General features: G+C 44.2%; 26 protein-coding genes. 14 read left to right on the forward strand and 12 right to left on the reverse strand.

Going from position 1 to position 25,873, the window contains the following annotated elements:
• Positions 1–10: 10 nt before the first annotated feature.
• Positions 11–475: a heteropolymeric bacterioferritin subunit Ftn gene (gene ftn, locus BFN00_RS10060; protein ID WP_004279207.1), complete on the forward strand. Its 465-nt coding sequence runs from the start codon at positions 11–13 to the stop codon at positions 473–475.
• Between the two features lie 55 nt (positions 476–530).
• Here the strand turns inward: ftn and BFN00_RS10065 are convergent, their stop codons facing one another.
• The 5 genes from BFN00_RS10065 to BFN00_RS10085 form a co-directional block, all read right to left on the reverse strand.
• Positions 531–947: an ExbD/TolR family protein gene (locus BFN00_RS10065; protein ID WP_004279208.1), complete on the reverse strand. Its 417-nt coding sequence runs from the start codon at positions 945–947 to the stop codon at positions 531–533.
• Positions 948–968: 21 nt separating this feature from the next.
• Complete coding sequence (locus BFN00_RS10070) at positions 969–1,394, reverse strand: ExbD/TolR family protein (RefSeq protein WP_004730650.1); 426 nt, start codon at positions 1,392–1,394, stop codon at positions 969–971.
• 16 nt (positions 1,395–1,410) lie between these two features.
• Complete coding sequence (locus tag BFN00_RS10075; RefSeq protein WP_171260784.1) at positions 1,411–2,295, reverse strand: MotA/TolQ/ExbB proton channel family protein; 885 nt, start codon at positions 2,293–2,295, stop codon at positions 1,411–1,413.
• 36 nt (positions 2,296–2,331) lie between these two features.
• Complete coding sequence (locus BFN00_RS10080; protein ID WP_005107731.1) at positions 2,332–3,033, reverse strand: energy transducer TonB; 702 nt, start codon at positions 3,031–3,033, stop codon at positions 2,332–2,334.
• Between the two features lie 147 nt (positions 3,034–3,180).
• Complete coding sequence (locus BFN00_RS10085; RefSeq protein ID WP_071851445.1) at positions 3,181–5,844, reverse strand: TonB-dependent receptor; 2,664 nt, start codon at positions 5,842–5,844, stop codon at positions 3,181–3,183.
• 723 nt (positions 5,845–6,567) lie between these two features.
• On the opposite strand from BFN00_RS10085, the gene BFN00_RS10090 reads away from it, so the two are divergent.
• Genes BFN00_RS10090 through BFN00_RS10115 form a run of 6 tightly spaced genes read left to right on the forward strand, consistent with a single transcriptional unit; the run spans position 6,568 to position 16,034 of the window.
• Positions 6,568–8,325 (forward strand): ABC transporter substrate-binding protein, encoded by a 1,758-nt coding sequence (locus BFN00_RS10090; RefSeq protein ID WP_004646086.1) that lies wholly within the window; start codon positions 6,568–6,570, stop codon positions 8,323–8,325.
• A 22-nt stretch (positions 8,326–8,347) separates the two neighbouring features.
• Positions 8,348–10,150 carry an ABC transporter substrate-binding protein gene (locus BFN00_RS10095; protein WP_071851447.1) on the forward strand — a complete coding sequence of 601 codons (1,803 nt, stop codon included), beginning with the start codon at positions 8,348–8,350 and terminating at the stop codon, positions 10,148–10,150.
• A gap of 20 nt (positions 10,151–10,170) precedes the next feature.
• On the forward strand, positions 10,171–12,177 hold the full coding sequence (locus BFN00_RS10100) for a M3 family metallopeptidase (protein WP_071851453.1): 2,007 nt from the start codon (positions 10,171–10,173) through the stop codon (positions 12,175–12,177).
• A gap of 12 nt (positions 12,178–12,189) precedes the next feature.
• Positions 12,190–13,128 carry an ABC transporter permease gene (locus tag BFN00_RS10105; protein ID WP_004279216.1) on the forward strand — a complete coding sequence of 313 codons (939 nt, stop codon included), beginning with the start codon at positions 12,190–12,192 and terminating at the stop codon, positions 13,126–13,128.
• A 7-nt stretch (positions 13,129–13,135) separates the two neighbouring features.
• Positions 13,136–14,287 carry an ABC transporter permease gene (locus BFN00_RS10110; protein ID WP_071851454.1) on the forward strand — a complete coding sequence of 384 codons (1,152 nt, stop codon included), beginning with the start codon at positions 13,136–13,138 and terminating at the stop codon, positions 14,285–14,287.
• A 10-nt stretch (positions 14,288–14,297) separates the two neighbouring features.
• On the forward strand, positions 14,298–16,034 hold the full coding sequence (locus BFN00_RS10115) for an ABC transporter ATP-binding protein (RefSeq protein ID WP_071851456.1): 1,737 nt from the start codon (positions 14,298–14,300) through the stop codon (positions 16,032–16,034).
• A 54-nt stretch (positions 16,035–16,088) separates the two neighbouring features.
• Here BFN00_RS10115 and rluB read toward each other — a convergent pair whose 3' ends face one another.
• The 3 genes from rluB to BFN00_RS10130 are packed head-to-tail and all read right to left on the reverse strand — an operon-like array spanning position 16,089 to position 18,564.
• Entirely contained in the window at positions 16,089–17,141 is a 1,053-nt protein-coding gene (gene rluB / locus BFN00_RS10120; protein WP_005107723.1) for a 23S rRNA pseudouridine(2605) synthase RluB, read from the reverse strand.
• Positions 17,142–17,182: 41 nt separating this feature from the next.
• Positions 17,183–17,773 carry an SMC-Scp complex subunit ScpB gene (gene scpB, locus BFN00_RS10125; protein WP_071851459.1) on the reverse strand — a complete coding sequence of 197 codons (591 nt, stop codon included), beginning with the start codon at positions 17,771–17,773 and terminating at the stop codon, positions 17,183–17,185.
• The gene (locus BFN00_RS10130) at positions 17,770–18,564 is read right to left on the reverse strand and encodes a segregation and condensation protein A (protein ID WP_071851461.1); all 795 of its coding nucleotides are present in this window, start codon (positions 18,562–18,564) and stop codon (positions 17,770–17,772) included. The genes scpB and BFN00_RS10130 overlap by 4 nt, the downstream gene beginning before the upstream one ends.
• 506 nt (positions 18,565–19,070) lie before the next feature.
• On the opposite strand from BFN00_RS10130, the gene BFN00_RS10135 reads away from it, so the two are divergent.
• Positions 19,071–19,550 carry a hypothetical protein gene (locus BFN00_RS10135; RefSeq protein ID WP_071851463.1) on the forward strand — a complete coding sequence of 160 codons (480 nt, stop codon included), beginning with the start codon at positions 19,071–19,073 and terminating at the stop codon, positions 19,548–19,550.
• Positions 19,551–19,631: 81 nt separating this feature from the next.
• Here BFN00_RS10135 and BFN00_RS10140 read toward each other — a convergent pair whose 3' ends face one another.
• The 3 genes from BFN00_RS10140 to BFN00_RS10150 all read right to left on the reverse strand — a co-directional run bounded on the left by BFN00_RS10140 (position 19,632) and on the right by BFN00_RS10150 (position 21,329).
• On the reverse strand, positions 19,632–19,916 hold the full coding sequence (locus BFN00_RS10140) for a hypothetical protein (RefSeq protein WP_071851465.1): 285 nt from the start codon (positions 19,914–19,916) through the stop codon (positions 19,632–19,634).
• Positions 19,917–19,961: 45 nt separating this feature from the next.
• On the reverse strand, positions 19,962–20,579 hold the full coding sequence (locus BFN00_RS10145; protein WP_004646095.1) for an L-threonylcarbamoyladenylate synthase: 618 nt from the start codon (positions 20,577–20,579) through the stop codon (positions 19,962–19,964).
• Positions 20,580–20,666: 87 nt separating this feature from the next.
• Complete coding sequence (locus BFN00_RS10150) at positions 20,667–21,329, reverse strand: elongation factor P hydroxylase (RefSeq protein WP_071851467.1); 663 nt, start codon at positions 21,327–21,329, stop codon at positions 20,667–20,669.
• 97 nt (positions 21,330–21,426) lie between these two features.
• Between BFN00_RS10150 and BFN00_RS10155 the strand changes: the two genes are divergently transcribed.
• From BFN00_RS10155 to lysM, 6 genes are all read left to right on the forward strand, one after another.
• Positions 21,427–21,984, forward strand: a complete 558-nt coding sequence (locus BFN00_RS10155; protein WP_004279226.1) for a YceD family protein — start codon at positions 21,427–21,429, stop codon at positions 21,982–21,984.
• Positions 21,985–22,061: 77 nt separating this feature from the next.
• Positions 22,062–22,244, forward strand: coding sequence for a 50S ribosomal protein L32 (rpmF, locus tag BFN00_RS10160; RefSeq protein ID WP_004279227.1), 183 nt, complete (start codon positions 22,062–22,064; stop codon positions 22,242–22,244).
• A 223-nt stretch (positions 22,245–22,467) separates the two neighbouring features.
• Positions 22,468–23,454: an ACP S-malonyltransferase gene (gene fabD, locus BFN00_RS10165; protein ID WP_071851468.1), complete on the forward strand. Its 987-nt coding sequence runs from the start codon at positions 22,468–22,470 to the stop codon at positions 23,452–23,454.
• Positions 23,451–24,185 carry a 3-oxoacyl-ACP reductase FabG gene (fabG, locus tag BFN00_RS10170; RefSeq protein ID WP_071851470.1) on the forward strand — a complete coding sequence of 245 codons (735 nt, stop codon included), beginning with the start codon at positions 23,451–23,453 and terminating at the stop codon, positions 24,183–24,185. Before fabD ends, fabG begins: the two co-directional genes overlap by 4 nt.
• 83 nt (positions 24,186–24,268) lie before the next feature.
• Entirely contained in the window at positions 24,269–24,505 is a 237-nt protein-coding gene (gene acpP, locus BFN00_RS10175; protein ID WP_004646101.1) for an acyl carrier protein, read from the forward strand.
• Positions 24,506–24,690: 185 nt separating this feature from the next.
• Positions 24,691–25,185, forward strand: coding sequence for a peptidoglycan-binding protein LysM (gene lysM / locus BFN00_RS10180; protein WP_071851472.1), 495 nt, complete (start codon positions 24,691–24,693; stop codon positions 25,183–25,185).
• 87 nt (positions 25,186–25,272) lie between these two features.
• Here the strand turns inward: lysM and BFN00_RS10185 are convergent, their stop codons facing one another.
• A complete protein-coding gene (locus tag BFN00_RS10185) occupies positions 25,273–25,740 on the reverse strand; it encodes an Lrp/AsnC ligand binding domain-containing protein (protein ID WP_004279232.1) in 468 nt (155 codons plus the stop codon).
• Between the last annotated feature and the right edge of the window lie 133 nt (positions 25,741–25,873).

Genomic DNA, 25,873 nt, shown 5'->3' on the forward strand with positions numbered 1-25,873 from the left:
AGTTATTCAAATGCGCGGAAATCCAGAAGTCGTAGATTATTTAAATATGTTGATCGGTGGCGAACTGGCTGCTCGTGACCAATACTTGATTCACTCTCGTATGTATGAAGATTGGGGCTTAACCAAAATCTTTGAACGTATCGATCACGAAATGCAAGAAGAGTCCCAGCATGCGGATGCGATTATCCGTCGTGTTCTGTTCCTTGAAGGAACGCCAAACATGCAGCGCGATGACGTTGAGATTGGCGAGGATGTGGTGAGCTGCCTGAAAGCCGATCTAAAACTTGAATATCATGTGCGGGAAAAACTGGCGCAGGGCATCAAACTGTGCGAAGAGAAAGGTGACTATATCAGCCGTGATATGTTACGCCAGCAAATGTCGGATACCGAAGAAGACCATACTTACTGGTTAGAAAAACAATTGCGCTTAATCGAACTGATTGGTCTGCAAAATTATATTCAGTCACAGATGTAAAACCGGATGAATAAAAAACCCAGCACATGCTGGGTTTTTTATATCTTGAAAATACTTAGTTGTTATTACTCATAATGCCAATTTTTTTGACCTCCAGCCTTTGAGCTGCCGCCATGACCATAGCGATATGTTTATATTCAGTGGCACGATCCGCCTTGATTTTAATCTGATCCTGATCCGCTTTTTGCGCTACTGTCTTGAATAAGTTTTCCAGAGCTTGGGTATTTGCTACCGGCTGTTCATTCCAGAAAATCTTACCTTGTGCATCCAGACGTAATTCTACCAGCTCAGGCGGTTTTTCATCGGTTACAGGAGGCGTTCCATTCGGTAGATCGATATTAATCGAGTTATTCGGCAAAGGAATTGTGATAATAAACATAATCAGCAAGACCAGCATGACATCAATCAGTGGCGTCATGTTGACATCTAACATCACATCATCATCTTGATTTGAACCAACATTCATACCCATAAACTTAATCCCTCTTTGTGCTTAAGGTGTAGCGGGCGGAGTGGTGACAAAAGCAATTTTGCCGATACCGGCCTGTTGGGTGGTACTAATCACCTGATCAATTGCTTCATAAGGCGTTATCTGATCACCACGGATATGCACTTCAGGCTGAGGTCGCTTTTGAGCTTCTGCCTGTAATCGGCTCAGTAAAACCGTCTTATCCGGGATATAAGACTCATTCCAGAAAATATCGCCGGTTTTATTGACGGCCAGCTGAACATTTTCTGGCTTGGTTTCATACGGGACATTACGTTCTTCTGGCAGATCGACTGGTACGGTATGAATGGCAACCGGTACAGTAATCAGGAAGATAATGAGCAGAACCAGCATAATATCAACCAAAGGTGTGGTATTAATGGTTCCAATTACCTCATCATCGCTGTCGTTTGAATTGACCATCATTCCCATGGCTGATACCTCACTCTTACTTCACGTCACGATTAACAGGATTGTTGGTCGTAATTTCGCCGCTGAGTAATACTGCGTGTAAATCAGAACCAAAGGTACGTACTTCTTCCATGACCGCTTTATTACGGCGAGTCAACCAGTTGTAGCCGAGTACCGCAGGAACTGCGACTGCCAGACCGATCGCTGTCATGATCAGTGCTTCACCCACTGGACCTGCTACTTTATCAATCGAAGCCTGACCAGAAACACCAATCGCGGTAAGTGCGTGATAGATACCCCAAACCGTACCAAACAGGCCAACAAAGGGCGCAGTAGAACCTACTGTCGCAAGGAAGGCCAGGCCACCACTCAGATGGTTCTGGATTTTGTCGATCGCACGGGAAATTGAGATAGTGACCCAGGTATTGAAATCAATACGCTCAAGTAGTGTACCGCCATGATTTTTAGTTGATTTAATCCCTTTTTCCGCAATAAAACGGTAGACGCTGGCTTCGTCCAGATTCTCGGTTGCATTATCTAGAGAAGATGATTCCCAGAATTGGTGTTCAGCTTCCTTGGCTTGCTTACGGATCTTACTTTGCTGTAAACATTTGCTGATCATGATGTACCAGGTACCGATCGACATAATGACCAGAATGAACAGGGTGACTTTAGATACCATGTCACCTTCTTTCCACATGGCTTCCAGACCATAAGGATTGTGAGCAGGTTCTTCAGCCGCAGCAGGTGCTGGAGGCGTCGGTTCAGCCGCTGTCGCTGGTGTTGCCGCTGTATCCGTTACGGTACTGGTTGGCGTAGCAGACGGTTCGGCAAAAACTGCTTGCAGGGGCAATAAAGTGCTCATGGCAATCACACCAGCAGCAGTCATATTTTTTAAAGGTTTTAGTGATTTTTTCATCATAGATCTCCTGATTTTTTTCTTTATCTGTTGTATCTGTTAGTCAAGGACAAATTCATAGGGAATGTCATACCAAGATTCTTGCGGCTCGCCATTTTTCATTGCTGGCTTGAAAGTACATAAACTGAAGGCCTTGGATGCTGCACGATCCAGCGCACGACTACCGCTCGACTTTTTCACTTTGGCATCCTGGACCTTGCCGGTGGTATTTACATATACAGAGATCAAGACTTCACCTTGTTCTTCATTCATTAGTGCATCACGTGGATAGTCTGGGCGTTTACAACCTGCTTCACCTTGTGAAACACCACGAGTGACACCAGCGGGTGGAGGGGCTGGTGCTGGAGCGGCTGCGACTACTGGAGCCGGTGCTGCTATCGGACTTGGTGAAGGATTCGCTGCAACGGGAGTAGGCACTGCAACAGTTGTCGGTTGGGTTGGCGTTGGAAGTGTTTTCTGTACAGGAACGACTTTTTCAACCGGTTTCACCTCAGGCACTTGTGCCACTTTTTCCACGATTTTTGGTGGTTCAGGTGGTGTTTCTTTTGGTGGCTCAGGTTCAGGCGGCTTAATATCTTGAATAATCATTAGCTCAACCGGCTGTTCCGTCGGTTTAATAATGTCTTTTGCCATACCAGCCATGAGTACCAGGCCAACCAGGATATGCAAAAAAACAACGACCCCAATACCAGTCAGTTTTTTGGCGGAGTTTTTTTCTAAGTCTTCAAACTTTGTGCCCATCATGACTCCTAGAATTTAAGACAAACAGGAAATAGTGCACTGATGAGAATTTTTTTTGATTACAGGCAGCATTATTTTTTGTTTGGCTAAAATTAAACGGGGAAAACCGCAAACACCGCTTGGCAGCAGTGTTTGCGAAGTAATTAATTAAAAGAATTTATAGGTACCACGTAAGAAGTAAGCGCGGCCTGTTGGATCGCTATAACGTGGGTCATAACCGTATTGGAAGTTATCCATTACGTCAGAGGCAGGTGGTTCTGCATCGAACATATTTTTAATACCGGCAGTTAGCTCCAGATTTTTAAATCCTTTGTAAGTGCCAGAAATGTTGTATACGGTGTAGTCAGCAACATCGCGTTCTTCTGAATAGTCTTCATAACCACGAACGAACTGTTGTTCAAACACCATTCTCCAGTTTTCATAAGACCAGTTCACGTTTGCAGTATGTTTCCAGCGAACCACTGCTGGGTCATCATAAACACCGACATAACCTTCCCACTCGCCGCCTGGTTCACTTTGGTAATCCATTTTGATCACATAAGTACCGTCAATACCAAAACCGAAGCGGCCAGTTGCCGTCATTGGAGAAAGATAGTTCAAACTCAAATCAATACCTTGGGTTTTCAAGCCACCGGAGTTAATCAAGTTAGTTGAGATATGATCGATACGACCTTCTGCATTACGAACAAAGTATTGAGCATACTTTTCTGGATCACCAAAAATTGATGCTTCACCAATCGTTCCCACTAAGTTTTCAATTTCGATATTGTAGTAATCGGCAGTGAAAACTAAGTTTTTGATCGGTTCAAAGACAAAACCAGCCATGTAAGATGTTGACTCTTCTGGACCTAGTTCAGAATTGCCGCCTTGTGTACGGATAAACTGGGTATTACATTCAGTTTGGTATCTGGTTTCAGTTGGTGTACCACCCGGGCAAAGAATCGGGTCATTATATCTTGCACCAGTCCAAGTTCTGACCGAAGGAGCATTGACCTCATATAAGCTTGGTGCACGGAAACCAGTACTGTAAGAAGTACGGAACATGAGTTCTTTAGCTGGTTCCCAACGTAAAGCCACTTTAGGATTAAAGGTGTCACCAAAATCGCTATAGTCATCATAACGAGCAGCTAACTGTAATTCCAGGTTGGTCAATAAAGGTACTTGGAGTTCAGTAAATACTGCACTAATGTCACGATCGCCTGAGCTTTTTGGTTTATTTGGATCAATACCACTGCCTGGAACTTGAGCAACAATTTCAGAATTTACAGTTGCTTCCCAGTCTTGTTTGGAGAAACTGCCACCGAGTGCAAAACCGACATCACCTGCAGGCAGTGTGTAGATTGGACGACTCACGGTAAAGTCAATTGTAGTGGATTCTAAAGATGCCTGATTGGTATCGCCTTTGACATCAAAAGTGTTCCATAAGCCGGCATTGGCTGCTGCTTGTGGGCCAAATGGGTTTAAAGTTCCATTATCAAGTGCAGCCTGAACTCTACTGCGGTTTAAATAACCACTTACGAAACTGTCAGTCGCATCACTTTTTGCATAAGTAACACCACCATTCATATCCCAACCGTATGCTTCACCTTCAATCCCTGCAAAGATACGGTTCGATTCGTTAATTGACTTAGAAACACGGTTACCGCCTTGTGAACGTAGATACAGTTGTAATGTGTTAGTCGCCAAGCCATCAACTGCTGGAGTAATACCTTTGCCAGGGTAATATTGACTGGCATAAGGCAAGGTCACACTACGACTATAAACATCAGGCGCAATTGAAGTGGTTACTTCATCACGTGCATAGATATACTCACCAATCGCATTAAAGTTATCTGACAATTTGAAAGTTGCGCGACCTAACGCAGAAAGATTCTCTTGTTCAGGCACAATACCAATAACAGTTTGGGTATTTAAATAACAGAAACCATCTTCAGCAACAGTATCTTTGGTATTTAAACAATTATCCCCATAAGGGTTACCCAAAATACCTGTGATAGGATCGTAGAAGTTTGCAGGGAAAGCATTTGCTGAACTGCCATCAATTCCTAATTCAGGAAGTACCCCACCACGGCGGCTGACTTTACGGTCTTTTGCCCAAATCGTATCTTGTTTTCGGTAATCGATCACACCGTAGACATTAAAACCTTGTTCATCTAGATCGCCATATCCCCCAAAAAGCGAAACGTCAATTTTTTCGCCGCCTTTTTCTTCAGGAATTTGACCACCTAAAGTAATGCCCACGCCTTCATATTGCTTTTTCGTAATAAAGTTGATTACACCACCCACTGCATCTGCACCATAGACTGCAGATGCGCCGTCACGTAAGACTTCAATGCGCTCTACCAATGCGAGAGGGATGTTGTTTAAGTTGGTTGAATCGGTACCAAATGCACTGCTTGCAACACGGCGACCATTAATTAAAACTAAAGTTTTATCCGAACCAAGACCACGTAAATTTGCTGTTGAACCACTGGTATTACTGGCACCGACATTTTGTGCTGTGACATAACTTGCTTGGTTGGCACTGACTTTCATCAATGCTTCTTCTACAGTGGTTACCCCCTGATTCACCAGATCTTCACCTTTAATAATCGTGATTGGTGAGGCGCTTTGTGCAGCTACTCCTTTAATAGATGAACCTGTCACTGTCACTTTTTGAACCTTGGTAGGTTGAGCGGCAGAGTTTTCTGGTTCATCGGCTGCATGTGCCAAAGACAAGCACATCATACTTAAGCTGAGTGCGCTTAACTTGAGTAGTCTTTTGCTGACGGTTGGAGCCCCCATAGATCCGACCAATTTATTTTTTTTCATCGTAAATTTCACCCTTTTGTTATGTGAAGTAGTGCTGGGTTGATCTAAGCAAGGCGGATGCCAACTTATAAAATTTTATATTTTTATATTTTTAAATTATTGAAAAATATTGATTTAATTGAATGAGGTTTGAATTTATCGAGCGATACTGAAGAAAAATTAAGAAGTCTGTGTATCGAATCTGAAGAAAGAAGGAAGTGAGACCCCTGTCAAAGCAATAAATAAATATTTAATGAATAAGAAAGTAGTCCAAAAATGAGAGGGAAATTGAATAAAGTTTAATCATGGTGCATAATTTTTACATAAAATATACAATATTTTTTTAAAATAAATTATTTATAATACAATTACTTGTGTTTATTTATTGTTTACCTAAAGGTATACAATAGTGCAATAAGATGAAACAGGGTTGAGTTATTTTTGTGCGAAATGAACTTCAGTAAGAATTTTGAGGATAAAAATTTAATTAATGATTCATGGAAAATATTATGTTATTCATAATGTTTTAAATAATTAATAAAAATAAGCTTTTTTGAGTTAATAACAGGAAAAAATCGTTATTTTTCGAGGATGGCATGAAATTCGCTTTGTTCATTTTATTCCATCTGTCCAGCTTTGACCCATCCATTGAAGCAAATATGGGATGATGTGTTAAAGACTTCCTATAGCAATAAAACTTCAAGATCAAGAATAGGTACAAATTTGAAATCAGCACTTTTCAGCATGACAATTTTGGCCTTGGCCATGACTACGGGGCAAGCCTCCTGGGCAAAATCATCTGCACATCCGGATAAAGTTTTAAACTTGGCTTTCGAAGCACCTGATGATGGTTTTGATATGGTCAAAACCTATAATTTTTATAGTGGTAGCGTTGCTGAAGCTATTTTTGAGCCTTTGTTGCGTTATGACTATCTGGCCCGGCCTGCAATTTTGGCCCCAAATACCGCCGAGTCTTTACCCGTGGTTGAACAGGATGGCAAAGTTTATACTTTTAAAATCAAGCCAGGAATTTATTTCAGTCCGGATCCGGCCTTTCAGGGCAAGAAGCGTGAACTGGTCGCCCGGGATTATATTTATTCCATGCAAAGGGTGATGGATCCAAAAAATCATTCACCTTCTTTTTCCTTTATTGAAGGCAAAATTCTTGGCGCAGATCAAGTCATTCAGCAGGCCAAAAAAACGGGTAAATTTAACTATGATGCTCCGATTGCCGGTTTAAAAGCTCTAGATAAATATACCTTACAAATTACCTTGACCCGTTCAGACCTGAATTTTCCTTACATTCTGGCCTATGTTGCTTTTAGTGGTACCGCACGGGAAGCGATCGAACATTATGGTCATCGGGCAGGTCAGCATCCGGTTGGAACAGGGGCGTATCAGTTACACAAATATGTGCCGCGTAGCCGTATTGAACTGACTGCCAACCCGAATTATCGCGGTTTTGTCTGGAACTTTAAGGGCGATGGTTCCGAATGGGATCAACGTATTGTCAAAGCCATGCAAGGCAAGCAGATGCCGCAAATTGGCAAGGTCAAAATCAGTATTATTGAAGAGGAACAGTCTCGCTGGCTGGCTTTAAAGTCTGGACAACTGGACTATGACAAACTCACTGCGAGCGGTGCCGAACAGGCACTGGAAAATAAGCAGCTGAAAAGTGAATACAAGAAAAAAGGCATCCTGCATTATCCGAATAAAGAACCGGAAATTACCTATACCATCATGAATATGCGTGATCCGTTAATTGGTGGAAATTCACTGGAAAAAATTGCCTTACGTCGTGCTCTTGCCTTGTCCTATAACCAGAAAGAAGCTATCCAGCAGCTGTACAAAGGTCATGCCGATAAAGCTGAAATGATTTTGCCAGAGGGAGTAGGTGGACATGACCCGACGTATAAAAGCAGTATTGCTTATAACCCATTACTGGCCAATAAACTGCTTGACCGCTTTGGTTATAAGAAAGGCGCTAATGGTTACCGTAGCTTGCCTGATGGCAAGCCTCTGATACTAAAAATGAATTCAACCAGCTCAAGCTCTTCGGTGATTTCTGCAGAATTATGGAAAAAAAATCTGGATGCGATCGGGGTGCGAATTGAGTTCAAGGTCAGTAATTTTGCTGACAATTTAAAGGAAGCCACCCAATGCAAGCATATGATGTGGGGTGGAGCCTGGATTGCGGACTATCCGGAAGGGGAAAACTTTGCCCAGTTACTGTATGGGCCAAATGCGCAGCAAGGCAACCTGAGTTGCTATACCTCCAAAACTTATGATGCACTGTACCAGACCGCGATGAAACTGCCGCCGCAGCAGCGGGCGCCATATTATGAGCAGATGAACCGTCAGATGGAGGCCGATAATCCATGGATTCTGCACAATACTCGTATACGTAACTGGTTGATTCATCCGCATGTACAGGGTTTTAAGGCCCATCCGGTGACCAGAGCAGTTTGGCAATATATGGATATTGAACCTGTTAAAAAATAACTTGAGAAGATTAAGAACCAGTATGAATGTGAATAAAAATACTTTAAAAAAACTGGCCAGTGGGGTGCTAATGGCTGGTTTGATGATGGCAGGGGGCGCGTCCACATGGGCTAGCAATCCTGCCAACCCGAATAAGGTTTTAAAAACAGTATTTCTGGCAGCTGAAACCGGTTTTGATCCTGGTTATATCCATGACCGTTATTCAGCCAAGATTAATGCTGCGATTTTTGAGACCTTATTTACCTATGATTATCTGGCCTCGCCGGCAAAATTAGTGCCATTGACTGCAGTCAGTTTGCCTCAAGTGAGTGCAGACGGTTTGACTTATACCATTAAAGTTAAAAAGGGTATTTACTTTGCCGATGATCCGGTCTTCGGCGGTAAAAAACGTGAACTGACTTCGTATGACTATGCTTATAGCTTGAAACGTCTATTGGACCCAAAGCTGCATTCACCGAACAGCTGGTTGCTGGATGGCCGAATTAAAGGGCTGGACGCATGGATGGCCCTGACCAAAAAGAATGGCAAAGCCTATGAAAATCCGTTTGAAGGTATTCAGACCCCAGACCGCTATACCTTGGTATTAAAGCTGAATAATCCGGATCAGAACTTTCCGATGTTGCTGGCACATGGACCTGCCGCTGCAGTAGCTCGTGAAGTGATTGAAAAATATAAAGACAAGGCGGGTTGGGTCATGAATAGGCCAGTGGGAACTGGCCCTTACGTGCTCAGCCGTTGGACACCAGGCTCACGGATTATCTTAAAACCAAATCCAGCTTATCGTGGTTTTGTCTGGGACTTTAAAGCCAGTGGTGCAGAAGATCAGGCCATTGTAAAAGCCATGCAGGGCAAAAAAATGCCTCAAATCGGCACTATTGATGTGCGTGTTATTGAAGAAGCGCAATCCCGGATGCTGGCATTTAAGAAAAATGAACTGGACCTGCTCGAAATTGAAGGCGATATCGTCGTACAGGCCCTCGATGGTGACAAATTAAAGCCTGAGCTGGCTCAGCAGGGAGTGAAGCTGTCACGTATTTTAGAGCCCTCCATTAGCTACCATTACTGGAATATGCAAAACCCGGTCGTGGGTGGTTTCGCGCCAGAAAAAATTGCCTTACGTCGTGCCATGGCGATGGCATTTTCTGTAGAAAACATGATCAATGTATTACTTAAGGGGGATGGAGCAAAACTGCACATGCCTATCCCCCCAGGAGTAGCAGGCTATTCACCGTCCTATAAAAGCAGTATTCCCTATTCAGTCAAAGCAGCCAACATGTTGCTCGACCGCTATAACTACAAGATCGGTGCAGATGGCTGGCGGAAAACGCCTGAAGGTAAACCTCTGGTGATTGAACTGATTACTGGGAATACCAGTCGGGGCCAGCAACAGGGTGAGTTCTGGAAAAAGACCCTGGACAGTATTCATATTCGATTGACCAGTAAGGCCATGCCATTTGCTGAAGGCATCAAGCTGGAAAAGCAATGTAAAACCATGTTCAAGAGTTCTGCATGGATTGCCGATTATCCGGATGCCGACAATTTTATGCAGCTGTTCTATGGCAAGAATGTCAATGTCACCAACAATGCCTGTTTCAAGCATCCTGAATTTGACCGTCTTTACGAGCAAACCCAGAGCATGCCGCCAGGTCCGGAGCGTGATCTGCTCTATCGCAAAATGACCAGGATTCTCGAAGTCAACATGCCGACCCTGATGCTCTATAGCACCTACCGTAATGCCTTGACCCAACCCCAAATTATTGGACATAAGTCCCATCCGATTCTGTCTTCAGAATGGATGTATATCGATATTAATACGAAAAAGTAAGAAAAAATCTGGAGATGAATATGAAATCAAAATCTTTAAAATTAAGTACCTTATGTTTAATGATGATGGGGGGATATCAAGGTTTAGCGGCAGATACCCAAGTACAGCTGCTGCCATTGTTCAAGGCTGCAGAAATTCCGTCTTTATGTGATGCCAGTCTGGCTTCCATGCAAAAAGATATCCAGATATTTGAAAATAAGAAAATTAAAAATAAAGCCAAGGCAGGGCCTTATCTGGCTGAATGGGATGAGTTGCATGCCAAAGCCCGGGATTTCGGTGCTGCAGTAGGACTATATAGTAATGTCGATCCGGATCCTGCATTGCGTCAGGCAGCCGATGACTGTGAACTTAAAATCAGCAAATACCAGACCACCCTGTATCAGAATCCTAAACTGTATGCCCAGTTCAAGAAACTGAAAGCCAGCGATCCGATTGATCAGAAATTTTTAGAAGATATTCTGGAACAGTTTGAGAATACCGGGGTACAACTCAGTGCAGAAAAACAGAAACGACTGAAAGAAATTATTGAAGAAAGTACCAAACTGGGGCAGGATTTTTCCAAAAATGTGCGGGATAACCCTGAAAAAGTTGAATTTACTCCAGCTGAAATGAAAGGCCTGCCAGAAAGTTACATCGCAAATTTAAAGAAAAATGAAAAGGGCAATTATCTGCTTGGCTTTGATTATCCGGAATACCAGCCTTTTATGGAGCTGGCAGAAAGTGATGAAGCACGCAAACGTTACCAGACCGCTTACACGCGTCGCGGGACCGAACAAAACTTGCAATTCATGAAAAAAGCCATTGATCTGCGTTATGAAATGGCACAACTTTTTGATAAGGAAAGCTATGCCCATTCTGCGCTTGAATTCCGTATGGCCAAAACTCCTGAAGCAGTGAACGGTTTTCTGGATGAGGTTTATGCCAAAGTTGCACCTCTAGAAAAGCAGGATGTAGAACAATTACGCCAGTTCAAGGCTGAAACTTTAAAAGTTCCGTTAGAGAAAGCAGAAATTACACGCTGGAATCAGGGTTATTGGAGTGAAAAACTGCGTCAGGCCAAATACAAGGTAGACCAGGAAAAATTGCGGGATTATTTCCCGACAGAAGCATCGCAAAAATGGTTATTCGCTATTTCTTCGGAACTCTATGGCATTGAGTTCAAGCCGGTGAAAGTCAAGGCCTGGCATGATGAAGTGGAATATTATGCGGTACATGACAAAGCAACGGGCGAATTCTTGGGCGGATTATATGTCGATAAATACCCGCGTGAAGGTAAATATGGGCATGCAGCTGTCTGGGGAGCTTATGGCGGCAGTACCCTGAATCAGCGTCGTCCGGTATCGGTACTGGTGACCAATTTTAACCGTAAGGGCTTGAATAGCAACGAGCTGGAAACCTTTGTGCATGAAATGGGTCATGCCTTGCACGGGATTCTATCGAAAACCCGCTATACAGAACAGTCTGGTACCTCGGTAGAGCGTGACTTTGTAGAAGCACCATCACAGATGTATGAAGAGTGGGCACGCCGTCTGGAAACCTTGTCAAAAGTAGCGGATTACTGTGAGCCGGCATGTCCTCGGGTGGATGCTGCCATGACCGAGCGCTTAAAGAATGTGAAGAATTACGGTCGAGGCCTGCATTACGCCCGTCAGGCTTTATATGCCCAATATGATATGGCCTTGCATGGTAAAGATGCAAAAAACATTGAGCCTTTAAAACTCTGGCAGGATATGGAAGGCAAGACCGCCTTGGGTTATGTCAGCGGTCAGCAGTTCCCGGGACAGTTCGGGCATCTGATGGGCGGCTATCAGGCAGGTTACTACAGCTATATGTGGTCTGAAGTCATTGCCCTGGATATGCTTTCATCCTTTGGTGATCAGCTCATGGACAAGAAAGTCGGTGCGCATTATCGTAATACGGTCCTGGCTCAAGGCGGACAAAAGCATGGCGAGCAAATGGTGAAAGACTTCTTGGGTCGTGATCCGGACAGCAAAGCTTTCTTTAATGAAATCTCTGGAAAAAATTAAGGAAGGCAAGCGATGCTGGCATATATTATTCGACGGCTTTGGCAAATGATCCCGACCATGCTCGGGGTGATTTTGCTGATATTCTTGCTGTTTAACTGGGTAGGCGGAGACCCTGCCTATATTCTGGCCGGTAAAATGGCCAATGCGGAACAGATTGAGAACATCCGTCAGCAACTGGGTGTGGATCAACCGTATTACGTACAACTCTGGATCTTTATCAAGCAGATTTTAACCTTTGATTATGGGGTGAGCTGGAGTACCGGGGAGTCGGTGGCACAGATTATCACCACCCGTTTGGGGCCCTCACTGACCATTCTGATTCCACTGACCATTCTGCAAACCATTATTTCTATCATTCTGGCTTTGGGTGTGGCTTCGGTTCGTGGTTCTTTGACAGATCGCATGATCATGATGCTGTGTACGATCGGCATGTCGATCAGTATTCTGGTTTACATCATCGTGTTCCAGTATTTCCTGGCTTATGAACTGAGTTGGTTTCCGGTACAGGGCTGGAGCGATAATTTCGCTGACAACCTTTTCAAATATGCCTTGTTGCCTGTGCTGATTATGTTGGTGGTAAGTATTGCACCAACACTACGCCTGTATCGTAGCTTTGTACTGGATGAGGTTAATCAGGACTATGTACGTACTGCGCGTGCCAAAGGCCTGGGTGAAAACCGTATCATGGGCGTGCATGTCCTGCGCAATGCCTCGATTCCGATTATTACCGATGTCATGGCAGGACTTCCGGCACTGCTGATCGGTGCTTTCCTGATTGAACGTTTTTTTGGTATTCCTGGAATTGGCCGTGAAGTCATTATTGCGGTAGAACGTTCCGATTTTCCTGTGATTAAAGCCATTACGGTCTATGTTGCTGCTGCGACCATGATATTCAACCTGATTGCCGATCTGATCTATAAATGGGTCGATCCGCGTGTACAGTTGAAGTAGGTGAATTATGCTGAGTGCGATATTTAAAAAAGAACAAGCGGCTGAAGCAGCACCTGAATCGGCTTCAACAGGCTTATGGCAACTGGCCATGCGCCGTTTGAAACGTGACCGGATTGCCATGTTTTCCCTGTATGTGGTGCTGTTTTATCTGCTGCTGCTGGTACTGTCAATGAGCGGCCTGATTGCCAAAGACTGGAATAAAGAAGTAGCGGTCAGCTATGCACCGCCAAGTTTTATCAGTGCAGCGCCAGTTTCGGCTGGATCTGATGCAGAACAGGGTACAGAATCTGTTGCTGTACCGGTCAATCCAGTTGATCCCTTAAAAGATGTCATTGCTGAATTGAATGCTGAAATTGCTGCTGAGCAGGGTGCAGGTGCAAGCATTGATTATTATGGAGTGGTCGATCCGCTGGCAGAAGACATGAAGGCCATTAATCAGGAGCTCGGTGGCCAGCTGATGGATGAAAGTGGGGAACTCAAGCAAAGTCTAGTCTTCGGTGCAGATAAATGGGGACAGGATGTTTTACAGAAAACCATCAAGGGGGCTGAAACCTCGATTCTGGTTGGATTGATTGCAGCCTTTGTCGCTGTACTGATTGGGACTGCACTGGGTGCAATAGCAGGGTATTTTGGTGGTTGGGTCGATGATGTCCTCAACTGGTTTTATAATATCTTTACCTCAATTCCCTATCTGTTGCTGGTTTTGGCCATTGCCGCAGTGTTACAGCAGAAAGGTATTTTATCAATCATCCTGATTTTAGGTCTGACTGGCTGGACCGGGGTCTTCCGTTTGGTTCGTGCCGAATACATGAAACATACGGCACGTGAATATGTGCTGGCTGCCAAGGCGATTGGCGTGAGTAATATGCGTCGTATGTTTGTCCATATTTTTCCCAATGTCAGCCATATTGCCCTGGTACAGATGTCTATTCTGGTGGTGGCATTTATCAAGTCTGAAGTCATTTTGAGCTTCCTTGGTTTCGGTGTGCCTATCGGGGTAGTGTCATGGGGCAGTATGCTAAATGAAGCGCAAAGCGAGCTGATTTTGGGTAAATGGTGGCAACTAGCGGCAGCCTCAATCGCCATGGCGGTATTGGTGACTGCTTTCTCGATGTTTACCGATGCACTCCGTGATGCATTAGATCCAAAACTGAAATAGGAGCGCAACGATGTCTGAAATCAATCCAAGCACAGCACCTGCGCTACTTCGCGTAGAAAATCTGCGAGTCAGTTTTAAAGGTGAAAATAAAGAATATATTGAAACCGTAAAAGGGGTTTCTTTCGAGATTCCGGCCAATACCACAGTTGCACTGGTCGGTGAATCGGGGAGTGGCAAGTCGGTTACTTCCCTCGCCACTATGGGCCTGCTTCCGGCAGAAAGCGCACGTATTTCAGAAGATAGCCAGATCATCTTTGAAGGGAAAAACCTGCTCAAGCTTAAAACCCGTGAAATGCGCCAGATGTGCGGCAAAGACATTGCCATGATTTTTCAGGAGCCAATGTCTTCGCTAAATCCGGTATTTACGGTAGGCATGCAGATTGCAGAAATCCTGCAACTACATTTGGGCATGAATAAAAAACAGGCGCGGCAACGTACCCTGGAGCTCCTCAAAGAAGTGGGTATCCCTACGCCAGAAACTAAAATCGATGCCTATCCGGGGCAGCTTTCCGGTGGACAGCAACAACGGGTCATGATTGCCATGGCCATTGCCTGTGAACCTAAACTGTTGATTGCAGATGAACCGACCACAGCTCTGGATGTGACTATTCAAAAGCAGATTCTGGACTTGCTGGAATCGCTGCGGCAACGTCGCCAGATGTCGATGCTGTTTATTACCCATGATCTGGCATTGGTTGGTGAAATTGCTGATCAGGTGATTGTAATGCGTCATGGGGAAATCCGTGAACAGGGTCCGGTTCGGGAGGTGCTGGACCGGCCTCAAGACATGTATACCAAAGCCTTGTTACACTGCCGTCCACAATTGTCGCAACGTCCGTTACGTTTGCCGATGATCAGCGATTTTATGAAACAGGATGGCTCAACCTGGCTAGAAGATATCCGTCTGAATACTCAGCTTCCGCAACGTTCACGTGGGCTAAAGGGTGGAGAGGAAATTATTCTGGATGTACGGGATCTGAAGAAATCTTTTTATAGTCGTAAAGGACTGTTTGGCAAAGATGAATTTCAGGCAATAAAAGGAGTTTCTTTCCAGCTGGCCAAAGGAAAAACCTTGGGGCTGGTCGGGGAGTCCGGTTCGGGTAAAACCACCATCGGTTTATTACTGATGCGTCTGCAACAGGCTACAGGTGGTAAGGCACTGTTTCAGGGGCGGGATATTCTGGATATGTCGGAAAAGGAATTTACCCAGTATCAACGTAAAATCCAGATCATTTTTCAGAATCCCTATGCTTCGCTGAATCCACGTTTTACTGTTGGACAAATCCTGATGGAACCGATGCAGATTCACAAGATTGGTCAGGATGATGCCGAACGCAAACAAATGGCTTTAGACTTGTTGGAGAGGGTCAGCTTGCCTGCACAGGCTTTTTATCGTTATCCGCATGAGTTTTCTGGTGGTCAGCGTCAGCGGATTGCAATTGCACGTTGTCTGACTTTAAAACCTGAGATTTTAATCTGTGATGAATCGGTCTCGGCACTGGATGTATCAGTACAGGCGCAAGTGCTGAATTTACTACAAGACTTACAGGATGAATTTGGTCTGAGCTATATCTTTATTTCGCATGATTTATCGGTAGTGAAATATATTTCTGATCAGATCATGGTGATGAATCATGGGGAGTTGGTAGAAATCGCCAATTCAGATGAACTGTATCAATCTCCACAGCATGAATATACCAAGCGTTTAATCGGTGCTATCCCGCAAGGGATTCCACAAAGTGCCTGATGCATAAGGCATAAAAAAGTCAGGCAATGTGCCTGACTTTTTTATTTATCTTAATTAAAACTTTTTAAAGCCTTTGTTGACGCCATATGGACGACGCGGCGCATTTTCATCACGCTCTTCACGGCGGCCGAAACCTTGATCAGGACGGTTTTCACGACGTACAAACTGAGTGCCATTCTGGTTTTCAGCTCTGTCACGACGACCATAAGCATTGTCATCACGACGCTCACGGCCAGTATTATTTTGTGGTTGCTCATCACTGTCACGACGTTGCTGACGCAAGAAACCACCACGGCGCGCAGCCATCGGTTTGTCTTGCATACGCTCGTTACGGCGTTTCGCCATACCAAACAAGCCTGTACCTTGACGTGGCTTCAATTCCACAGCTTTGGTCAGGTTGTCGATATCGTTTTTATCCAGTTCAATCCAGCGACCGGTACGCAGTTCGCGTGGCAAAATCACAGTACCATAACGGGTACGCAATAGACGGCTGACTTTCAGGCCTTGTGATTCAAAGATACGACGTACTTCACGGTTACGACCTTCTTTTACTACCACCTGGAACCAACGGTTGATCCCGTCACCGCCCAGTTCAGAGAAAGATTCGAATTTTGCCGGACCATCGTCTAGCACCACGCCTTTAAGCATGTTGTTACGAATTTGTGGCGTTACTTCACCCATGACACGAACTGCATATTCACGTTCGATTTCATTCGATGGGTGCATCAAGCGATTCGCAAGTTCACCATCATTTGTGAACAAGAGTAGACCGGTGGAGTTAATATCCAGACGACCGACCATCACCCAGCGATCGCCCGGAATAGCAGGCAGCTGTTCAAACACGGTCGGACGGTTTTCAGGATCGCTACGTGAGCAGATCTCGCCTTCAGGCTTGTAATAGATAATGACACGACGACGGATTTCGTCTTCAATCTGGAAGGCAACTTTACGACCATCGATGCGAAGCTCATCACCTGGTTCGATTCGTTCACCCACTTGGGCAATTTGCCCGTTGACACTTACACGACCCGCGGCAATGACTTCTTCCATATAACGGCGAGAACCCAAACCAACGCGTGCAAGCACCTTTTGTAACTTTTCACTCATGACAGCATAACCTTAGAAATAATTATCAACAGTTCACCTATTTATGACTTCGGTGCATTCGCATCGAGGGCCATAAAAGCTTCCTTGGCAGCCTGCAGGGGAGGCAATTGGCCCAAACTATTCAGGCCAAACGCATTTAAAAATTGTGGCGTTGTCATTAACAACGCAGGTCTTCCAGGGAGTTCACGAAATCCAGACTCTTTAATCCAGTTCCAGTCAAACAGCGTACGCAAGTTTTGACTGTTATTCGTGACACCACGAATTTGTTCAATATCCGCTCGGGTCACTGGCTGGTGATAAGCAATCACCGCAAGCGTCTCTAGTAATGAAGGCGACAAGCGAGCCGGTCGCTCAGGCCAGGTCTGTGCAATAATATTACGATATTTTGCACGCACTTGAAAACGATAACCTTGTGCTGTTTCAATCAGTTCGATTGAACGGCCATGCATCAGCATGGAAAGTTGTTGTAAATACTGACGTAATTCCTGTTTGCTATAGCGATCTTGAAAAGCTTCTTTCAGACGAGCCAATGAAACCGCAGAGTCGCTGGCAAAAATAATGGCTTCAAGCTGCATTAATACTTCATGCAGATTATCTTCTGCAGATAACAGCGTATTTTGATCGAGTGTCATTGACTGGCTCCTTGAATTGCGAGCGGGGCTTCAATACCTGTAGCAATAATCTGAATTTTTTGTTGTCGGGTCAGTTCCAGCACCGCCATAAAGGTTACCACCATACCCATACGGCCTTGGCTCGGTTTTAACAAGTCCTTAAAGCTGAGTATTGCGCCAGTTTCAATACAACTTTCAATATAGGCAATCCGTTCTTCCAGCAGTACCGGTTCCTGTTGCACCTGATGAATCACGGGTTCAGGACGATTAAATATACAGAGCAAGGCATCACGCAATAAATCGCTTGAATAGCCTTCATTCGGCTGCTGGATGTCTCCCAGACTGACATTAGTGGTGAAAGTGTCTCGTTCCAGAATTGGCATCTGGCCCAGACGTTCTGCTGCCTGTTTAATTCTTAAATAATTTTCTAAACGGTCAATCAGTTCTTGTTTTGGATCCTGCTCAATCGCAGTCAGGCTTTTTGGTTTTGGTAACAGCAAACGCGATTTGAGATCTGCCAGTAAGGCCGCCATCACCATATAGTCGGCCGTCAACTCGATGTTGAGGGATTTCATTGCGTCCATATAAGATAAATACTGTGCTGCTATCGGCGCGATATCGACCTGTAACAGGTCAAAACCGTTTTTTTGAATCAGGTAAATTAAAAAGTCGAGTGGGCCTTCAAAATGTTCTAATAAGATTTCAAATGCCGCTGGAGGAATGTACAGATCCTCTGGAATTGTATCCTGCCATTCATCCAGAACCCGAATGTGCGGAGCAGATTCCATAGTGTTATGGGTAATTTGAGTCATTACAATTATAGGCCACGCGAATTTTCAAAGGCATGCAAAGGCTTGATTTTCGGTATCTGATCGAAAGAAAAGCACAGGATTAAGCGTTGTCATTGTACTGGAAAAGTAACTTTAAATAAATTAAATAAGCCGTCAAAGCCATAAAAACTTAAAAAAATAATGGAATTTATCTACGATTTAAAAATAGCAACGAGAAAAATGACAAAACATAGCTGGAAATGCTACGGTGATTTTTAGATTAAATTGGTTCTCATAATTAAGCGTATCTGGTAGATGATGTGAGTTGATTCACTTCAAAAAAACTCGATCAATACAATGACTCTCATTAAAAGAGAAAATAAGCTAGCTGGCAGGTGTTGAATGATTTTTAAACGGATTTCCCATTAAAAAACATAAAATTAATAAGTATTAATAAAATATTTCCCCGTAATTTTTGGTCAAAAATCCCGCTATACTCTCGAAAAATAGTCAAGAATCACAAAAATCAATAAAAAGGTGAAGAAAGCATGCCACTTATTCTGGTTGTTATTGGGATGATCGCATTCGGGGGATTTTGGGCTTATCCCAAATATCAGATTATGCAGCTTGAAGACGAAGCACGCACAGGACTGAAATCAGGGGGATTCTCGGCTTTTGCCGAACAGGCCCGACCTGTCATGCAGGCCATGAAAATGGATTTTAGTGTGCTGGACCAATATCCCAATATCCGTTTTTACATGCGGCATATGGCCTATGAGGGCGACCAGCTGGATGAGCGGATTAAGCTGGATATGCAAGCCATGTCTTGTGAGTCAATCAATTCCTTTAAAGTCATGGAACCCAAAGCGCGTACAGCGATGCTGAATGTACTGGAAGAAGATCAGATTATTTTTCATGTGTATCTGAAAAATAAACTGGGTGAAGAGCTCATGCATCATGAACAGAAGCTATCGCAATGTCCAAATTTCATTGCGGTTCGTCATTATGAACGTAGTTCAGATTCCTAAACTGTTTTTGCCAGCCACTGCATACCTGCCGAATTGAAAAGAATAAAACTGCAACCTCTCACCATATGCTTTTTTAGATTTTCATGGTGAGGAATGAATGTATTCCTTGGTCGCAAATTCAATGATACGTTGGCAAGTCTCTGCCAGGCATACATTTTGGTTTGAATAGATCTGCAACAACTGTCTCGCTACAGCCAACGTCAGGAAAAATTGGTACTCAGTATGATCAATATTTATAGTGAGATGGGGAGAAGGATGTGCTTCGACCATGACTGCCTTGGATTGCAGTGTCCAAGGCAGTTCTGCATAGATTAAATCCTGTGCAGAAAATTCATGCTGATTTAGCAGGAGATAAAATAAATCCATTCATTTTGACTCCCCGAATGTTTGTAGGAAATTCTCAGACCTCATTTATTCAAAGGCGCTGACATCTCCCATACCACGACGAATCACTTCTGGATGATCACCGGATAAATCTACAATAGAAGTTGTGCTCAACGTGCCTAAACCACTATCTACAAAAACATCAATGCGTTTGCCCAGCTGCATTTCAATATCATAAGGATCATCGAGTGGGTCAGTCTGACCCGGTAAAATCAGGGTAGAGGTCAACAGCGGTTCACCGAGTTCTTTCAGTAACATTTGACACACCGGATTATTTGGAATGCGCAGACCAATGGTTTTTTTCTTGGGATGCATCAACCGACGCGGGACTTCGCTGGTCGCAGGTAAAATAAAGGTCGTGATGGCTGGTGTATTATTTTTCAGCAAACGATACATGGCATTGTCCACCTTGGCATAAGTGGCAATATCGGATAAATCACAGCACAGAATCGCATATTGATGCTTTGGGCCCAGACCACGAATTTGCGCAATCCGCTCCATGGCACTCTTGTTCCCAATCTGGCAACCAATCGCATAGGCCGCATCAGTGGGATAGACCACTACATCACCCGCACGGATACGTTCCACTGCCTGACTGATTAAGCGGGGTTGCGGATTGTCTGGGTGTACGCGTAAATGCAGCATAGAGGCTACTCCAAGCTTGGGCTGATAGTTTATTATGTGGCGCTCAGGCAAGATCTGGCAATCATAAAAAAGGTAGATTTGTGTAATTTAATCAAGTATTTCACGTATAAATTCATCAGATTGTAAACTTTTGCCACCTCTGATGCAGATACAGATACATTGGATAAAGCGCGCTGCATCACGTGGAAGTTTGGCTGTACCATTAAAATAAGCCTGAACTTGGGCATAAACATTATCTTTAAAGCTGGCGCCATCACCGCCATCGCCAGTCAGGTTATCCAAAGAAACCCGGAATTTACGGCCAAAAGCCTGGGCAAACATCCACTCAATTGCCTGTGGCTTGATTTCGACCTGTTCAAATAAAGCCTGCTGTTCGCGGGTACGGCCATCCGGGGCATACCAGTATCCCAGATCAGGCAGCAGACGGCGTTTGTCTCCGGCAATGGTCCAGTGACTGATTTCATGCAGGGCACTATTAAAGAAACCATGCGCAAACTGGATCCGGGCAGGACGGTCTACGCTTGCAGGGAAATATTCTGGTTCAAATTCGCCGCGCACTAAAGTGACATTTAAATGGGAAAACCAGTGATTAAAGTGTAAGATGAGCCAGTCCACCTGCTGCGCTTCTGACGATAAATTCGCCCATGGCGAGAGTTGCACTTGTTGTGTTGAACTGTCAGAATCAAGGCTTGGAATTGTGCTAACGAGTGATGAAACATTCACTTCTGTTTGCGGCTGCAACAGATGCATGACTTGAGTTACCCAAATGGTCTGTCGAAATAAGTACAAAATTGTATCTTAATCTTTGACAGAGTACTGATGAATTTGTAGAATTGCCGCCTTAATTATGTCAGCAAATACCTTTCCGGCACAGATTGAGCCGTTTAAATGGGCTGAACAGGGCTTTAAATGGTCAGGTCAACTGCCTTTATCCCGCTTTGTTCGTATCGCTCGTGAAGCTGTTGGATCAATTGATGATCAATTGATTAACATAGACTGTAAGCTATCAATGGATGCCTATCATCGTATTGCATGGCTAGATGGTCACGTTGAAACAAAAGTTCCTATGGAATGCCAGCGCTGTCTGGAAACCGTAGAAATTGAACTGGTTTCTTCGTTCCATTTGGCACTTGTGGATGATGAGTCACTGATAGAGCGCTTGGATGAGGATGCTGATTTCATCGTCCTAGGTGAAAGTGAAGCAACGACCAAAGGTGATTATGATGCACCGGCGACCGCTGATTTGCTCGCGCTGATAGAAGATGAACTGTTATTGTTGATGCCGTTGTCACCTAAACATGAGTTTTGTGAACATAAGCATCAACCTGCCGTAGAAGAAGTGGCTGAAGAAAAACGGGACAACCCGTTTGAAGTTTTGGCTGCTTTGAAGGGTAAACTTAACTAATTTTTGTGTTATACTCTTGTGTATAAGACAATCGAATTTGTTCTGATCCATTTTTTCGATCTTTGTAAGGAGCCATCATGGCCGTTCAGCAAAACCGTAAAAGTCGCTCTCGCCGTGACATGCGCCGTTCACATGACGCTTTAACCGAGAATGCATTAACTGTAGACCAAGCTACTGGCGAGACTCACCGTCGTCACCACGTATCTAAAGATGGTATCTACCGTGGTCGTCAATTATTCGCTAAAGCATCTGCTGAATAATTGGTGATGTATTAAGCGTCAAGCTTAGTAGAAAAAATGGGAGCATTTAGCTCCCTTTTTTTTGTCTTTGATTTTTAGGTGTATCGGTTTTTTGTTGTATTTGGCAATTACCGCCAGCAAAATTACATGCTAAATTGCGCTCCACAATGATTTAGGTGGTCTTATTGGTCAGTCTTCTGGTTAGGATTGAAGAAGCACACCTCTTGAATGAAAGGATTTTATTATGTCTGCTACACCACTCGAACAAGCAGCACCCGCAACGAAAACTGCATTTGTGTTTCCGGGTCAGGGCTCACAGAAAGCCGGTATGCTGGCTGAGCTTGCAGAACAGTTTGCGAGTATTCGCGAGACATTTGCAGAAGCATCTGAAGCCGTCGGTTTTGATCTGTGGCAGATTGCGCAAACTGGCGAAGGTCTGGATCAAACCGAATTTACCCAGCCGGTATTGCTGACTGCAAGTATTGCCTTATGGCGCGTGTGGTTGGAATCTGGCGGTGTAGCACCGAAATATCTGGCAGGCCATTCACTGGGTGAATATAGCGCACTGGTCGCATCGGGTGCTTTAAGCCTAGGTGATGCTGCGAAGCTGGTGAACCTGCGTGGCAAATTGATGCAAACTGCTGTACCTCAGGGTGTAGGCGCAATGGCTGCCATTTTGGGTCTGGACGATGCCAAAGTGATTGAGCTGTGTGCACAAGCAACTGCAGCAGGCGAAGGCTCTGTCGAAGCAGCGAACTATAATGCGCAAGGGCAAGTAGTCGTTGCAGGCAATAAAGATCGCGTTGAAGCAGTGATGGCATTGGCCAAAGAAAACGGCGGAAAAGCCATTGCATTGCCAGTATCGGTTCCATCGCATTGTTCATTAATGAAACCTGCTGCTGAACAGTTTGCTCCGGCATTGGAACAAACCGCCATTGAGCTGCCACGCATTCCTGTATTACAAAATGTAGGCGCGCAAGCAGCAACCAATGTAGATGAATTGCGTCAGGCGTTGACCGCGCAACTTTATGAGTCGGTACAATGGACTAAAACCTTACAATTCCTTCAAGATGAAGGTGTTGAGTACATCGTAGAATGTGGTCCGGGTAATGTATTGACCAACTTGGCGAAACGCTTGCCGAATATTCAAAAAGCACTTCCGCTGGACAGTCAATCCCGTCTGGAAGATGCATTAAACACCGTATTGGCGGCAGAAGGGAAAAGTGCATGACACAGGAACGTAAAGTTGCTCTGGTAACAGGTGCAAGTCGTGGTATTGGTGCTGCGATCGCACAACAGTTGATTCAAGACGGTTATTTTGTCGTAGGTACTGCAACCTCTGAAGCAGGTGCGGAAAAATTATCTGCACAGTTTGCTGAAAATGGCGCTGGAAAAGTACTAGACGTACGTGACGGTGCTGCGATTGATGCGCTGGTAACGGACATCGAACAGAATTATGGTCCAGTCCTTACGTTGGTCAATAATGCTGGTATTACCAAAGACAATTTGCTGCTGCGTATGTCTGAAGATGATTGGGATGATATTTTAAATATTCACCTGAAAGCAGTTTACCGTTTGTCTAAGCGTGTACTCAAAGGCATGACCAAGGCGCGTTTCGGCCGCATCATCAACATCAGTTCTGTGGTGGCACACTTTGCCAACCCCGGTCAGGCCAACTATTCTGCTGCTAAAGCAGGTATTGAAGCATTTAGCCGTAGCCTTGCCAAAGAAATGGGTAGCCGTCAGATTACCGTAAACTCGGTAGCACCAGGTTTTATTGCGACTGAAATGACTGAGCAGCTAAGCGAAGAAATTCGTAAAAAGATGACTGAGCAGGTGGCATTAAACCGTTTAGGTGATCCGCAGGATATCGCAAATGCCGTAAGTTTCCTGGCTTCAGATAAAGCCAGTTACATTACTGGTACAGTTATGCATGTAAATGGGGGCTTATACATGAGCTAAGCTCAAGTATAAACTTTCCAAATTTTTTAGATTCAATTAAACTAACGGCATTAAAAACGCCACAAGCAATGAGGAGAATTCCTGTGAGCGATATCGAACAACGTGTTAAGCAAGCAGTTGCAGAACAACTTGGTATCAAAATCGAAGAGATTAAAAACGAAGCGTCTTTCATGGATGACTTAGGTGCAGATTCTCTAGATCTAGTTGAACTTGTTATGTCTTTCGAAAATGATTTCGACATCACGATTCCTGATGAAGATTCTAACGAAATCACAACTGTTCAATCTGCAATTGACTACGTTTCTAAGAAACTAGGTTAATCGCCGATTTCAGCTTTGCTGAACATAAAGACCACCCTTGAGGTGGTTTTTTTGTGTCTGCTTTTCACATGAATGAAGGTTTTACAATCCATTACCTTTCTGTCACCAATGACTAACTATCTCTATAGAGTTTTCATTATAAAAATAAGAGTGATGTGACATTAACAACAAGAATGGAGTCCGCTATGGGTCTTTTTGATTTTGTAAAAGGTATCGGTAAGAAAAATACAGCTGCTGCGGAACCACAGGCTGCCCCTACAACGACAACGCCGGCTGCAGCACAACCTGCAGAGCCTTCTGCTCAGGAAGTGGCAAATAAATTACTCGGCCATGTGAAAAGTCTGGGCCTTCCGATCACTGGTTTATCCATCAGTTATAACTCCGCTTCGGATCTGGCGACGGTCAGAGGTCAGGTACAAAGTCAGGCCGATCGTGAAAAGATTGTTCTGGCTGTGGGTAATATTGATCATGTCGCCAAAGTAGATGATCAGCTTACGGTGAGCAGTCCTCAACCAGAAAGTAAATTTTACACGGTGAAATCAGGTGACAGCTTGTCGAAAATCTCAAAAGAATTTTATGGTGATGCCAATCAGTATAATAAAATTTTTGAAGCCAACCGTCCGTTGCTCAAAGATGCAGATGATATTTTTCCGGGACAGGTGCTCCGCATTCCTGCTTGATTTTTAATAAGTCCAATCAATGTTCGATCTCAAAGCCCCGTTTGGGGCTTTGTTGTTTTTGCCAGTAGCTTTAAAAAGCCATCATTACTAAATACCCAAGTCCAGATATAAACTTTCTTTGACTTCTTCCATCACCACATAGCTGTGCGAGGAGGCAGAGGCGGGTAGTTTTTTCAGTAAATCTCCCAGTAAACGCCGATAAGCACTCATTTCTTTTAAACGTGCTTTGACCAGATAATCAAAATCACCGGAAATTAAATGGCATTCCAGGACTTCCGGGATTTCGGTTAGGTTACGTGCCACCTGATCAAAGACATCACCTGATTTGGCAGAGAGTTTGATTTCCAGAAAAACCAGCAAACTACGTTCTAGCATTTCCGGATTTAGACGGGCGTAATAGCCCATGATAATGCCTTCGCGCTCTAGCCGTTTTACCCGTTCTGAACAGGGCGTGGTCGATAGATTGACGCGTGCTGCAAGTTCGCTAATGGCAATCCGGCCATCGCGTTGCAGGATATCCAGAATCATGCGGTCAATGCGGTCTAATTTGCGCATCAATATTTCCCTCTTTTTTTTAATTCTGCCCGAAAAAATATTTATTCCACTGAATATACAGTCTGAATATAGTGAATTTAACTATTAAAGCAAAAATATACTAGTGAAATAAACTGAAAAGATGTTTGAGGGT

Origin of the sequence: Acinetobacter sp. AR2-3 (genome assembly GCF_001878775.1) — a bacterium.
In the GTDB taxonomy this organism is placed as follows: Bacteria; Pseudomonadota; Gammaproteobacteria; order Pseudomonadales; family Moraxellaceae; genus Acinetobacter; species Acinetobacter lwoffii_D.